The sequence below is a fragment of the Streptomyces albidochromogenes genome, assembly GCF_005981925.1.
GTDB lineage: Bacteria > Actinomycetota > Actinomycetes > Streptomycetales > Streptomycetaceae > Streptomyces > Streptomyces albidochromogenes.
In genome coordinates this window covers 1-13597 of record NZ_VBVX01000181.1, presented here as the reverse complement: position 1 = coordinate 13597, position 13597 = coordinate 1, and the positions used below count along the sequence as shown (strand labels likewise).

The 13597-nt window shown below is 72.3% G+C and carries 12 protein-coding genes; 4 read left to right on the top strand and 8 right to left on the bottom strand.

From position 1 onward, the window contains the following. Nucleotides 1-239 precede the first annotated feature (239 nt). Nucleotides 240-935 carry a M23 family metallopeptidase gene (locus tag E2E34_RS21925; protein ID WP_138903630.1) on the top strand — a complete coding sequence of 232 codons (696 nt, stop codon included), beginning with the start codon at nucleotides 240-242 and terminating at the stop codon, nucleotides 933-935. 47 nt (nucleotides 936-982) lie between these two features. On the opposite strand, the gene E2E34_RS21920 is transcribed toward E2E34_RS21925, so the two are convergent. After that, on the bottom strand, nucleotides 983-1513 hold the full coding sequence (locus tag E2E34_RS21920) for a TetR/AcrR family transcriptional regulator (RefSeq protein WP_138903629.1): 531 nt from the start codon (nucleotides 1511-1513) through the stop codon (nucleotides 983-985). Between the two features lie 151 nt (nucleotides 1514-1664). Here E2E34_RS21920 and E2E34_RS21915 point away from each other — a divergent pair, with 151 nt between their 5' ends. Further along, the gene (locus E2E34_RS21915) at nucleotides 1665-3272 is read left to right on the top strand and encodes an MDR family MFS transporter (RefSeq protein WP_138903628.1); all 1608 of its coding nucleotides are present in this window, start codon (nucleotides 1665-1667) and stop codon (nucleotides 3270-3272) included. 142 nt (nucleotides 3273-3414) lie between these two features. On the opposite strand, the gene cseC is transcribed toward E2E34_RS21915, so the two are convergent. The 5 genes from cseC to E2E34_RS21890 form a co-directional block, all read right to left on the bottom strand. Then, entirely contained in the window at nucleotides 3415-4722 is a 1308-nt protein-coding gene (cseC, locus tag E2E34_RS21910; protein WP_138903627.1) for a two-component system sensor histidine kinase CseC, read from the bottom strand. Between the two features lie 100 nt (nucleotides 4723-4822). Beyond that, entirely contained in the window at nucleotides 4823-5527 is a 705-nt protein-coding gene (gene cseB, locus E2E34_RS21905) for a two-component system response regulator CseB (RefSeq protein ID WP_138903626.1), read from the bottom strand. A 117-nt stretch (nucleotides 5528-5644) separates the two neighbouring features. Continuing rightward, nucleotides 5645-6280, bottom strand: coding sequence for a hypothetical protein (locus E2E34_RS21900; protein WP_138903625.1), 636 nt, complete (start codon nucleotides 6278-6280; stop codon nucleotides 5645-5647). 20 nt (nucleotides 6281-6300) lie between these two features. Beyond that, nucleotides 6301-6858, bottom strand: coding sequence for a SigE family RNA polymerase sigma factor (locus E2E34_RS21895; protein ID WP_028810284.1), 558 nt, complete (start codon nucleotides 6856-6858; stop codon nucleotides 6301-6303). Between the two features lie 147 nt (nucleotides 6859-7005). After that, complete coding sequence (locus E2E34_RS21890) at nucleotides 7006-7911, bottom strand: iron-sulfur binding domain-containing protein (protein WP_138903624.1); 906 nt, start codon at nucleotides 7909-7911, stop codon at nucleotides 7006-7008. Between the two features lie 333 nt (nucleotides 7912-8244). Between E2E34_RS21890 and E2E34_RS21885 the strand changes: the two genes are divergently transcribed. Beyond that, nucleotides 8245-9123 carry a hypothetical protein gene (locus E2E34_RS21885; protein WP_138903623.1) on the top strand — a complete coding sequence of 293 codons (879 nt, stop codon included), beginning with the start codon at nucleotides 8245-8247 and terminating at the stop codon, nucleotides 9121-9123. A gap of 71 nt (nucleotides 9124-9194) precedes the next feature. On the opposite strand, the gene disA is transcribed toward E2E34_RS21885, so the two are convergent. Both disA and radA read right to left on the bottom strand, forming a co-directional pair. Further along, a complete protein-coding gene (gene disA, locus E2E34_RS21880; protein WP_138898250.1) occupies nucleotides 9195-10319 on the bottom strand; it encodes a DNA integrity scanning diadenylate cyclase DisA in 1125 nt (374 codons plus the stop codon). Between the two features lie 90 nt (nucleotides 10320-10409). Then, a complete protein-coding gene (gene radA, locus E2E34_RS21875; protein WP_138903622.1) occupies nucleotides 10410-11825 on the bottom strand; it encodes a DNA repair protein RadA in 1416 nt (471 codons plus the stop codon). Between the two features lie 183 nt (nucleotides 11826-12008). On the opposite strand from radA, the gene E2E34_RS21870 reads away from it, so the two are divergent. Then, the coding region (locus tag E2E34_RS21870) for a BACON domain-containing protein (RefSeq protein WP_208765301.1) at nucleotides 12009-13597 on the top strand (1589 nt) is incomplete at its 3' end.

Genomic DNA, 13597 nt, shown 5'->3' with positions numbered 1-13597 from the left:
GCTGCATCCAGCCCCTCTGGCGTGGGCTTAAACCGGACGAAGTGGGGTTATTTCGCTACTTCTGCAGGGTTCAGTAGTTGACGTCAAGAGTCGAATAGTTGATACCGCTAATACGGCCATTAGTAGTAGATAAGCCATTTTGGGTGCGGCGGGGGCGCGGGTTACCAATGTGAAGCCAGCCCGGCGGACTGCCGGGTTCACTCACTCCCGGAGGTTCCCCCCGCATGACGAAGTTCGACATGTTCTCCCGCGCCCGCTCCTCGTCCGTCCGTACCCGCCGCAACGCCGTCGTGGCCGCCGGGCTCGGCGCGTCGATGATGCTCGGCACGGCGGGCGTGGCGTTCGCCGCCGAGGGGACCGCCGCTTCGGGCGTCGAGAAGCAGGCCCAGGTTCAGGCCAAGGCCGCCGCGAGCGCGAAGAAGGCCGCCACCGACGCCAAGAAGGCCGCCGACCTGAAGAAGGCCGCCGCCAAGGCGAAGGCCGCGGACGCGAAGAAGGCGAAGGCCAAGAAGGCCGCCTCCTGGCAGAAGCCCGTCAAGCACTACTCGCTCAGCGCCACGTACGGCAAGGGCGGCGGCATGTGGGCCAGCAAGCACTCCGGCCAGGACTTCGCGGTGCCGGTCGGCACTCCGGTCGACGCCGTGCACGGCGGCACCGTCGTGAAGGCGGGCCCGAACGGCGGCGGCGACGGGCCGGCGTACGGCAACGCCATCGTGATCAAGCACTCCAACGGCACGTACTCGCAGTACGCGCACCTGTCCAAGATCCAGGTGACCCCCGGCGAGACGGTCAAGACCGGCGAGCGCATAGCCCTCTCCGGCAACACCGGAAACTCCAGCGGCCCGCACCTGCACTTCGAGATCCGTACGACGCCGAACTACGGCACGGCGATCAACCCGGTCTCGTTCCTCCGTGCCGAGGGCGTCAGCTTCTGACCTCCCTCAGCGGCCGGCCGTGCCGGCGCGTGATCCGCTGATCCGCGTCAGCGCGTGACCCCCGGAGCCTGGCCGTGTGCCTGGCTCACCAGATCGACGGCGACCTCGAGAGCGGCCTTGCGCTTCTCCTCGGGGTCGCCTTCGACGTCCCTGAGCACGAACATCCCCGCGTGCATCGTGAAGAGCGCGCTGACGCAGCGGACCTGGTCGGTCAGTACGGCCTGGGGGTCCTTGACCAGGTCCAGCAGGACGAACATGCGCTCCTTGAACGTCTCGCCGATGCTCAGGTCGCGCATCGTGGCCTGGTTCTCGTGCATGAAGCGGAAGAGGGGGGCGGCGGCGGCCAGGGTCAGGCTGTAGCGGGTCAGGATCTCCTTCTTCGTCTCCAGCGTGCGCGGCTGCTCCTGCCCCCAGGCGATCAGCTCGTCCATGGGCCTCGTGAGGTCCTGGAAGAGGCTGATGATGATGTCTTCCTTGGTCTTGAAGTGGTAGTAGAGCGCCGCCTTCGTGACGTCGAGCCGCTCGGCGATCTCGCGCAGCGAGGTCTTCTCGTAGCCCTGCTCGGCGAAGAGCTCCATGGCGACGTCCTGAATGCGCTGACGAGTGTTGCCTCTGGACACGCTGCTCTCCCAAGAAAAAACTTACTTGACGCCCGGCTAGTTAGGGGTCTACCTTCCCCGAGTGTAGTAACTTGCCGGGCGGCAAGTAAGTAAACGGGGAGCGGGGATCATGGACGCGACGAAGCGGCAGAGCGGGACCGAGCGGGGGGGCGAGAGCGAACAGGCGGCTGCTCAGCCGCGCAGTGTGCGCGTGGTGCTGCTCGCACTCATGATCGCGATGCTGCTCGCCATGCTGGACAACATGATCATCGGCACCGCCATGCCGACCATCGTCGGCGAGCTCGGCGGCCTGGCGCACCTGTCCTGGGTGGTCACGGCGTACACCCTGGCCACGGCCGCGTCCACGCCGATCTGGGGCAAGCTCGGCGACCTGTACGGACGCAAGGGCATCTTCCTCACCGCCATCGTCGTCTTCCTCCTGGGCTCGGTCCTCAGCGGCATGGCCCAGGACATGGGCCAGCTGATCGGCTTCCGCGCCGTGCAGGGACTGGGCGCCGGCGGTCTCATGGTCGGCGTCATGGCGATCATCGGCGACCTGATCCCGCCGCGCGAGCGGGGCAAGTACCAGGGCATGATGGCCGGCGTCATGGCGCTCGCCATGATCGGCGGGCCGCTCGTCGGCGGCACCATCACCGACCACCTGGGCTGGCGCTGGAGCTTCTACATCAACCTGCCGCTCGGCGCGGTCGCGCTGGCGATGGTCACCGCCGTACTGCACCTTCCCAGGAAGGAGCGGTCGAAGGCGCGCGTCGACTACCTGGGCGCGGCACTGCTGACGGTGGGCATCACGGCGATCGTGCTGGTCACGACCTGGGGCGGCACGGAGTACGCCTGGTCCTCGGCCGTCATCATGGAGCTCGTCGCGCTCGGTGTCGCCGCACTCGCCGGCTTCCTCTTCGTCGAGGCCAGGGCCGCCGAGCCGATCGTGCCGCTGCACATCTTCCGCAACCGCAACTTCACGCTCATGTCGGTGATCGGCTTCCTGACCGGCTTCGTGATGTTCGGCGCGGTGCTCTTCCTGCCGCTGTTCCAGCAGTCCGTCCAGGGCGCCTCGGCGACCAACTCCGGGCTGCTCCTGCTGCCGATGCTGCTGTCGATGATGGTCGTCTCGCTGATCTCGGGCCGGATGACCACCAACACCGGCAAGTACAAGATCTTCCCGATCATCGGCGGCGGCCTGATGGTCGCCGGGCTGCTGCTGCTCGCCCAGATGGACACCGGGACCTCGCGGCTGACCTCGGGCCTCTACATGGCGGTGCTCGGCGCGGGCATGGGCTTCCTGATGCAGATCACGATGCTCGTCGCGCAGAACAGCGTCGAGATGAAGGACATGGGCGTCGCGTCCTCGTCGACGACCCTCTTCCGTACGCTCGGCAGCTCCTTCGGCGTCTCGATCATGGGCGCGCTCTTCACCAGCCGGGTGCAGGACACGATGGCCGAGCGGGGCGGATCGTCCGTCACCGCGCAGTCGGCGCAGCTCGACGCGGCGAGCCTGGCGAAGCTGCCGGAGCAGGTGCGGGAGGCGTACCAGTTCGCGGTGGCCTCCGGTACGCAGGCGGCGTTCCTGCTGGGCGGGATCATCGCGGTGGCCGGATTCGTGGCGGCGTTCTTCGTCAAGGAGGTGCCGCTGCGGGGCGCGGGACCGCAGCCGGGGCCGGAGGCCGGGGCCGGCGGCGGCGCGGACTCCGCGCGGTCGAACGTACGGGAAACCGCCTGAGCCGGCCGGCGAGACGGCCGCGCGACACGGCCCCCGGCGTCCGCGCCGGGGGCCGTCGTACGTCTGCCGCGTGGTGCCCCTCCTATGGGTCTGTGGGCTGCCGTACGGGCTGCGGTCACCGTCACCGGTGGTGGCGAAGCAGCTAGCGGCCCGACCGGGGCCCGACGTCGGGCAGCCGGACGACCGGGAAGCTGCCGGTGGCGGTCGGCGCGTGCTCCGGCAGCCACAGCACCGCGATGGCGCCGCCGTCCTGGTGCGCGTTGCGGAACGTGAGCCGCGCCCCGAGGACGCGGGCCTGGCCGGCCGCGATCGTCAGGCCCAGGCCGTGCCCGCGTCCCGCCCGGTCGCTGCTGCCCGTACGGAACCGGCTCGGCCCCTCCTTCAGCAGTGCCTCGGGGAACCCCGGCCCGTGGTCCCTCACCCGTACGACCCGCCCCTCGACGGTGACCTCGAACGGCGCCCTGCCGTGCTTGGCGGCGTTGCCCAGCAGGTTGCCCAGGATGCGCTCCAGGCGGCGCGGATCGGTGTTCACCCACGACTCGTGCACCACCCGCACCACGGCGTCCGGGTGCAGGAGCGTCACCCGCCGGCCGACGAACTCCCCGAGGGCGATCTCCTGGAGCTCGGCCCGCTCCGCCGCGCTGTCGAGCCGCGCCACCTCCAGCACGTCCTCGACGAGCGTGCGCATCGCCTGCGCCCGGTCCCGTACCAGCTCGGAGGGGCGGCCCGGCGGCAGCAGCTCGGCCGCCGTGAGCAGGCCGGTCACCGGCGTGCGCAGCTCGTGCGCGATGTCAGCCGTGACGCGCCGCTCCGCTTCGAGCCGCTCCTGGAGGGCGTCGGCCATGGCGTCGACGGCGCGCGCCAGCTCGTCCGTCTCGTCCCGTACGACGCCGCCGACGGCGTCCCGTACCCGCACCTCGGTGTTGCCCTGCGCGACCTTGCCCGCCGCCGCGGCCGCCTTGCGCAGGCGGCGCGAGAGCTGGCCGCCGATCAGGACGCCGAGCGCGCAGCCGCCGAAGACGACCGACACCGACCCGATGACCAGCGCCCGGTCGACCTCGTCCATGATCGCGGCGCTGCGGTCGGTGAACCGGGTGTGCAGCGACAGCACGTCGCCGTTGCCGAGGGGCGCGGCGGCCCATACGTCGGGCACCCCGCCGGGCCGGTCCGAGACGAAGGTGGCGCGGCGGCCCTTCGCCATGCTCGCCTTGAGCTCCTCGGGCAGGGCGGGGTCGTTGAGCTTGGTGCCGAACCGGGGTTCGCGCGAGGACTCGTACCACCGCTGGGCGAACTGAAGCCGCTCGACCTGTACGTCGCGGGCGTTGTCCAGCATCGATACGCGGGCGGCGTTGTGCACGACGAGGCTGAGCGCCACGGCGACGAGCGCGCCGACGGCCGCGATGGCGATGCTGATCTTCCAGCGGACGCCGGTACGCAGGGCTAGGCGCATGGTGCGGGGGCCCCGTTCTGTGGGCGGGCGCCGCCGGTGGGCCGGGCGTCGGCGCCACCGGGAACACGGCCGTCGGCGGGGACCGGGACGGGCGGCACCGTCATGCCTTCAACTTGTAGCCGAAGCCCCGGACCGTCTCGATCCGGTCCTGGCCGATCTTGGTGCGCAGACGCTGCACGTGGACGTCCACGACCCGGGTGTCCCCGCCCCAGCCGTAGTCCCAGACCCGCTCCAGCAGCTTGTCGCGCGACAGGACCGTGCCCGGCGCGGACGAGAACTCCAGCAGCAGCCGCATCTCGGTCGGCGTCAGCCCGACCGGCCGGCCGCCCCTGCGGACCTCCATGCCCTCGGTGTCGACCTCCAGGTCGCCGAAGACGAGCAGCCCGCCGTCCGGCGACGCCTCGTCGTCGTACGAACCGCCCGCCGGCCCGCCCGCGTGCCCGAAGCGGCGCAGCACCGCCCGGATGCGGGCCACCAGCACCGCGCCGTCGAAAGGTTTCGTCACGTAGTCGTCGGCCCCGGCCTCCAGGCCCAGCACGACGTCGATCGAGTCGGCGCGCGCCGACAGCATGATCACCGGAACCGTCGACTCGTCCCGGATGCGCCGGCACAGGCTCACCCCGTCCAGACCCGGCACCATCACGTCGAGCAGCGCGATGTCCGGCCGGTCCCTGCGGAACGCCTCCAGACCGGAGAGCCCGTCGGGCATGGCGGTGACCGCGAAGCCGTCACGCTCCAGCGCGAGCTGGGTCGCCTCGCGGATGACGTCGTCGTCCTCCACGAACAGGACATGGGTCTCGGCCATCCGCTGCTCTCTGTCCTCTCCGGTGCCCGGTCTCGGGTCGCGGGCTGCTCGTTCTCGGGCTTGTCGTTCCGGGACCGCGCCGGGGTGTCGCGGTCGCGCTGCCGGGGGGCCGGCCGCTCAGTTGCCGGACGGCACGGTCGCGGCGGGCTGCGAACCGTCCACGTCGCCGTCCCCGCCGACCGCGCGGCTGAAGTCGTTGTGCACCTGGTCGTACACGGTGAACTTGCTCCCCACCCACCGGTACGTGATCACTTCCTCGCCGGACGGGTACGCCATCGGGTCGTCCGCCGCGTACACCGGCTTCGTCAGCACCAGGTCGCCGCGGTCGATCTCCGCGTAGACGGCGGGGGCCTCCGCCGCGAAGACATTCTGGTACGCGTCCCCGTTCTCGCGGTACACATACGTCCCGACGCCCACAGCGTCCCCACACGTCATCACATTCACCACGACGTCGTTGGCCGCGCCGCCGGTGAGCTTCCCGTACGACGTGTCGACCGGGTACTCGTCCCTGACGCAGGGCTTCAGGTCCCGCTTCACCGTCTCGCTGACCTTGGGGTCGCGCCGCAGCAGCGCCACCGGGTCCACCCGCTTCGCGGCCGGCGGAGCCGCCTCGCCCACCGAGGGGGTCGCCCTCGCGACCGGGTCCGTACGCGCCGGACCGGCGTCTCGCGCGCCCGTTCCCCCGGCGTTGCACGCCACCACGAACAGGCCGACGGCGGCGACGCCGGCCACCGCCGTGCCGCTCGCCGCCACTGTGAACCTGCCGCCCCTGCCTAGGCCGCGCAACGCTCCATCCCCCGTTCGTCACCCTGCTCCGCACGCTCCAGCGCGTGCGCGTCCAGCTCGCGGCTCTCCAGCTCCTGCCGCAGGCGGGCCAGCGCCCGGTGCAGCGTGCTCTTGACCGTACCGGCCGACATGCCCAGGGCCGCGGCCGTCTCCTCGGTGCTCATCTGCTCCCAGTGTCGCAGCACGACCACGCTGCGCTGCTTGGGAGCCAGTACGCCGAGTATGTCCATCAGCAGGGCGCGGTCCGCGCGCTGCTCCGTGCCGTCCTCGACGCTCGCGTCCGGCAGCTGCTCGGTCGGCACCTCTTCGAGCTTGCGGGCGCGCCACCACTCGGTCCGCGTGTTGATCATGACGCGGCGCAGGTACGCGTCGGCGAGCGACTTGTCCGCTATGCCGTCCCAGCGGCCGTACGTGCGCACCAGCGCGGTCTGGAGAAGGTCCTGGGCGTCCACCGGGTCGGGGACCAGACGCCTGGCGCTCCGCAGCAGAGCGTCCTGCCGAGTGCGTACGTACTCTTCGAATTCGAGCACCTCGCCGTGCGCCATGTCTGAACCGCCTCCGTCCCACTGACAAACAGACCCCGTGACCTGCTTGCTTACGGCGATGACGCTACGGAGGCGTTGTCACGGCACTGTGCGGGCCAGCCCTCGGGGGACGCACGGCTGTCCATCGGTTGTGTAACGGAGATGTGTTCAGCCGGCGGGGAGCCGGTAGACGCCGTCCGCCAGGGGCTCCACGAGCCCGTCGGCGACCAGCCCGTCCAGTGCCCGGGCCCGCTGCACCGGCTCGTGCCACACCGCGTCGAGCGCGGCCTGCGAAACCGGTTCGGCCGCTTCCCGCAGTACGGCGAGGAGCTTGCCCCGCACCTGGCGGTCCGTACCGGCGTACGTCTGCCCGCGCCGAGGCGGCCCGACGTGCGCCGGCTTGCCCGCCAGCCGCCACGCGCACTGCTCCGCGACCGGGCAGGCCCCGCACTCCGGGCTCTTCGCGGTGCACACGAGCGCGCCGAGCTCCATCGAGGCGGCGGCCCAGCGGGCGGCCCGCGTCTGCTCGTCGGGCAGCAGCGCCCGCGCCAGCCGGCGCTCGGCGGCGGTGGTGGCGTTCGGCGGGTACTGGATGCCGGTGACCGTACGGGCGAAGACGCGGCGGACGTTCGTGTCGAGGACCGGGTGCCGCTGCCCGTACGCGAAGGAGGCGACGGCCGCGGCCGTGTACTCGCCGACCCCGGGGAGGGCCAGGAGCTGGGCGTGGTCGCTCGGTACGTCGCCGTGGTGCCGGTCCCGTATCGCCACGGCCGCGCCGTGCAGCCGCAGGGCGCGGCGCGGATAGCCGAGCCGGCCCCAGGCGCGGACCGCTTCGCCGGGGGCGTCGGCGGCCAGGTCGGCGGGGCGGGGCCAGCGTTCCATCCACTGCTCGTACACCGGCAGCACCCGGCTCACCGGGGTCTGCTGGAGCATGAACTCGCTGACCATCACGCCCCAGGCACCGGCCTCGGGACGGCGCCAGGGCAGGTCCCGGGCGTTCGCGTCGAACCACGCGATGACGGGGGAGTGGAGGGCGGTGGCGGCGGTCGGGTTGATTTCGCTTGTCGCAGTCATGGCACCACCGATCCTGACACGTTTCCCCGCCGGGCCGGACGAGGCTCGGGACACAGGGACACAGGGCACAGGGGACACAGGGCACAGGGACGCAGGGGCCCGGCGACCGGCAGAGGGCGGACGCCCGCCTCCGTCCCCGCAGAGCTGTGTGCTGTCCATGACCACGGACCGTACGGGAGGGGCCCCGGCCGTCACACTGAGCGATCGTCAGGTGCCGTACCCCGGCGACAGGCAGGGGTGATCGCGGCAGCCCGGAATGATGATCGTGAAAAGTTGTGGTGCGGGCGGCGGGTGGGGCAGGAGTTGGCCTTGATCTCTCGTACAGTTTGCGCCGTGGGATCTATGCGCAATCCAGTCGGGCCGCTTCCCTCCTCCATTTACTGGCGCCGGAGGGCAGTCGCGCTGTCCCTGCTGGTGCTGCTCGCACTGGTGATCCTATGGGTCGTCATGTCCGCGGGCGGCAAGGGCGACAAGAACGACGGTGCCCGTGGCGGCGCCACTCCCGCCCCCTCCACCATCACGCCCGGACCGGACTCGTCGGGTCCGGCCATCAGCGAGGACCCGGGAGGCCGTGACGACCCGGGCGGCTCGGGCGCCGACAACGGCGGCAGCGGCAGCGGCAGCGGCGGTGGCGGTGGTGACGGCGGTTCCGGCACGGACGCGGGCAGCGGGAGCGGCGGTGACGGCGCGGGTGACGGCTCCGGATCGGGTTCCGGCGCGGGTGACGGCTCCGGTTCGGGTTCCGGGGAGGACGGTGGCGCCGGTTCCGGCGGCAGTGGCGGCAGTGGCGGCGGTCAGCGCGTACCGGCCGGCTCCAGCCTCCCCAACTGCAGCGCGTCCACGGTGGAGTTGTCCCTGCGCAGCGTCAAGAACGAGTACGAGGCGGGCGAGAAGCCCACGTTCGAGCTGATCGCGGAGAACACCTCGGGCGCCGCCTGCAAGATGGACTTCGGTCCCAAGGCCGCCGTACTCACCATCACCGACGACGACAACAAGACCGTCTGGTCCTCCAAGGACTGCCCCGACGGCCCCGGCAACCTGCTGCTCCGCGTTCCCGCGCACAGCACCGTCACGCACACCGTCGACTGGGACCTCAGGAAGAGCGCGCCGCGCTGCGCGACGCCGTCCGCCGCCACCGTCGACGACGGGACCTACCTGCTGGAACTGCCGGGCGCCAAGTCCCCGGCGACGTTCACCCTGAAGAAGGACTGAAGGGCCGGCAGTGGTACGCCCCGCCCGGGGCGTACCACGCGGGGCATCGGTCCCGGCGGGGACCGGCCGGCTCAGACGTAGCGTTCCAGGATCGACGACTCCGCCAGGCGGGACAGCCCCTCGCGGACCGACCGCGCCCGCGCCTCCCCGACCCCGTCGACGGTCTGCAGGTCGTCGACGCTGGCGGCCAGCAGCTTCTGCAGCCCGCCGAAGTGCTCGACGAGCCGCTCGATGATCGCGCCCGGCAGCCGCGGCACCTTGGCCAGCAGCCGGTAACCGCGCGGCGAGACCGCCGCGTCCAGCGTCTCCGGCGAGCCGCTGTATCCCAGCGCCCGTGCCACGACGGGCAGTTCGAGCAGCTCGGAGTGGGGCAGCGCGTCCAGCTCGGTCAGCGCCTCGTCGACCGTGCGCGAACGCTTCGCCGTCGGCTCCGGGACGTAGTCCCTGACCACCAGCTCGCGCTCCGGCTCGACGCCCGCGATCAACTCGTCGAGCTGGAGGGAGAGCAGCCGCCCGTCGGTGCCCAGCTCCACGACGTACTCGGCGATCTCGGTGGCGATGCGCCGCACCATCTCCAGGCGCTGTGCCACCGCCGTCACGTCGCGGACCGTCACCAGGTCCTCGATCTCCAGCGCGGACAGCGTGCCCGCGACCTCGTCGAGGCGGAGCTTGTAGCGCTCCAGAGTGGCCAGCGCCTGGTTGGCGCGGGACAGGATCGTCGCCGACTCCTCCAGGACGCGGCGCTCCCCGTCGACGTACAGCGCGATCAGGCGCATCGACTGCGAGACGGACACCACGGGGAAGTTGCACTGCTTCGACACGCGGTCCGCCGTGCGGTGCCGGGTGCCGGTCTCCTCGGTGGGGATGGACGCGTCCGGTACCAGCTGGACGCCGGCCCGCAGGATCTTGGTGATGTCCTTGTCGAGGATCAGCGCGCCGTCGAGCTTGCACAGCTCGCGGAGCCTGGTCGCGGTGAACTCCACATCCAGCACGAATCCACCGGTACACATGGATTCGACGGTTTTGTCCATACCGAGGACGATGAGGCCGCCGGTGTTGCCGCGAAGGATGCGCTCCAGGCCGTCACGCAGCGCCTTGCCGGGCGCGACGGCGCTCAGCGAGGCGCGCATCAGCGCTTCGGTGCCCGAGCCTCCGCCGGACTTCCCGGATGCTGCTGCCCGGTCGATGGCTGCCACTGCACTCCTCCGGTCACACGGTTGCGGTGCCCTTGAGGCACTGAACTTCGCCTCGCGTACTCGTACGGGTGGGCGAGACCAGGGCAAAGTCTACCGGCGCTGTTCCTCGCCTTGTGGGGCCTGTGCGCGAGAGCGCCGGGGAAGGACCCTCAGAGCGTCTCCCATGTCGGCCACCTCGGTGACCTTCATGCCCGGCGGGACCTTCCCCGGGTCGGCCGGGACCAAGGCGTGCGTGAACCCGAGACGGTGGGCCTCGGCGAGTCTGCGCTGGACGCCGGTGACCCTCCTGACCTCTCCCGCGAGACCGACTTCGCCGATCGCGACGAGGTTCTTCGGCAGCGGGGTGTCGCTGGCGGCGCTCGCCAGCGCCAGGGCGATCGCGAGGTCGGCGGCCGGCTCGGTGAGCTTCACACCGCCCACCGTCGCGCTGTAGATGTCGCGCTTGCCGAGGGCGGTGATACGGCCGCGCTGCTCCAGCACGGCGAGCATCATCGACACGCGCGAGGTCTCCAGACCCGAGGTCGTGCGCCGGGGCGAGGGGATCTGCGAGTCGACGGTCAGCGCCTGCACTTCGGCGACGAGCGGGCGGCGCCCTTCGAGCGTGACGGTCAGGCACGTGCCCGGGACGGCCTCGGCGCGCCGGGTCAGGAACAGCCCCGAGGGGTCCGCGAGACCGGTGATGCCCTCGTCGTGCAGCTCGAAGCAGCCGACCTCGTCGGTCGCGCCGTACCGGTTCTTGACTCCGCGCACGAGCCGCAGCCGCGCGTGCCGGTCGCCCTCGAAGGACAGCACGACGTCCACCAGGTGCTCCAGCAGGCGGGGACCGGCGATGGCGCCGTCCTTCGTGACGTGTCCGACCAGGAGCGTCGACATCGCGCGCTCCTTCGAGGCCCGGATGAGCGCGCCCGCGACCTCGCGGACCTGGGCCATGCCGCCCGGCGCGCCGTCGATCTCGGGCGAGGCGACCGTCTGGACGGAGTCGAGCACGAGCAGGGACGGCTTGACCGCGTCGAGGTGCCCGAGGACGGCCGACAGGTCGGTCTCGGCGGTGAGGTAGAGGTGGTCGTTGAGCGCGCCGATCCGGTCGGCGCGCAGGCGCACCTGGCTGGCGGACTCCTCGGCCGTGACGTACAGCGTGCGGTGGTCGTCGCTCGCCGCCTTCGCGGCCACGTCCAGGAGAAGCGTCGACTTGCCCACGCCGGGCTCGCCCGCGAGCAGGACGACGGCGCCGGGGACCAGGCCGCCGCCGAGGACGCGGTCCAGCTCGTCGACGCCGGTCGAGCGGGCGGTGGCGGTACGGCCGTCGACCTGGCCGATGGGGAGCGCCGCGGTGCTCACCCGGCCGGCCGCCGTCGTCCGTACGGCGGGCGCGCCGGTCTCCTCGATCGTCCCCCACGCCTGGCATTCGGGGCAGCGGCCGAGCCATTTGGCGGTGGTGTACCCGCAGTCGGAGCAGCGGTAGGACGGCCGGTCCTTGGCGGATGAACGAGAGGTGCGGGCAGCCATGGTGGTGACCGTACAGGTCGGGTCCGACACTCGTGTGCCGTACGTCCGCCCGGTGCCCGCCGTGCGTCCGCCCCGGCCGGAATCCCGTATTCCTGTCCTCTTTTGAGGGATGTGTTCACCCGTACGGGTTAAAACTGCTCAAGGGGTACGAAGGGACCTGTCTCCTTTGCCTACGGTCGCCGGGTGACGAGCAGCAGGCTGGAGCCCCCTACGCACACCACCGGCGCACACCGGGCGCGGAGCCGTGCGCCCCGGCCGGCGCCCGCGCAGGCCCCGCCGGCACGGTACGAGCCGTATCTCGACGGCCTGTTCACGTACTGCCTGTCGGTGCTCTGCGACCACGACGCGGCGACCGCCGTGCTCGGCGACGTCCTGGCCATCTCCGAGCGGCAGCAGGCCCGTTGCCCGTCCCGCGAGGCGGAGCGCAAGGCCTGGCTGTACGCGCTGGCGCGGTGGGCGTGCCGGCGCCGGGTCGCCGAGCAGAAGCGGCGGCGCCAGGGGGCGCACGGCGGCCACCGCGCGCACGCCGCCCCGGCCGCCGCGAGCGCCCCCGCCGTGCCGGAGGAGACCGCCGTTCGGCGGCAGCGCGAGCTGGCGCTCCTGGCGTGGCCCGAGGCCGCCGGCACCACCCCGGAACAGCGCGAGGCGCTGGAGCTGGCGGTGCGCCACGGGCTCGGCCCGCGCGAGGTGGCCGCCGTCCTCGGCATGGACTACCCCGCCGCCCGCGAACTGCTGGCCGCCGCCGCGTGCGAGGTGGAGCGGACCCGCGCCGCGCTCGCCGTCGTGGAGGCGGGCAGCTGCCCGATCGTCGCCCGGCTGACCGGCGACAACCAGGTGCTGCTCGGCGCCGCCCTGCGCCACGAGCTCGTACGCCACGTCGACGACTGCCCACGCTGCCGGCGCTCCGCCGAGCGGGCCGGGGCGGGCGGTCCCTGGCCCGGCACGGTCGCGGCGACGCCCGCCGCGCTGCCGGTGGTGCGGGCGCCGCGCGCGGCGGCGTACACGGCGATGACCCACGTCCCGCGCGCGCGGGCGGTCGCCCCCCGCTTCGACCGCGACGGTTTCCCCCTGGACCCCAAGGACCACGCGGCGCGCCGCGACCGGCTGCGCACCAGGGCGGTCACGACGACGGTCGTGGCGACCGTCGTCGCGGCCCCCGTGTTCGCGCTCTGGGCGGCGTACCGGGGCGCGCCGCTCACCGGCGAGAGCCACGGCGGCGCGTCGGTCACCGCGAGCGAGGCGGACGATCCCGACGGGCTCGACGGCGGGGCGTACGGCGGCCCGGGCGGCCCCGGCGGACCCGCGTACGAGAACACGGGCAACGCCCGCACGACCCCCGGCCCCGACTTCACGGAGGGCGGCCGGACTCCGGACGTTTCGGTCGAGGTCGTCAGCGGCGGTACGTCGATGCCGGGCCGGCCGGGGGAGGCCGGAGCGGGCCGGCTGAGCGTGGAGGCGCGGCCGGCCGGCAGCACGACGGTCGTCACCCTCACCGCGAGGGGCGACGCGCCGGTGTCCTGGTCGGCGTGGACGAACGCGCCCTGGCTCTACCTCAGCCAGACCTCCGGCACGGTCCACCCCGGCCGGTCGGTCACGCTGTACGTGTCCGTCGACCACGAGCGGGAGCCGGCCGGGCCGTGGCGCGCCCGCATCGGGATCGATCCGACCGGTGCGGTGATCGCGGTGCGGGGCCACGGCCGCACCACACCGCCCCCGGTGAACCCGGACCCGCGCCCGTCGACGCCGCCGGCTCCGGACCCGACCCCGCCGCC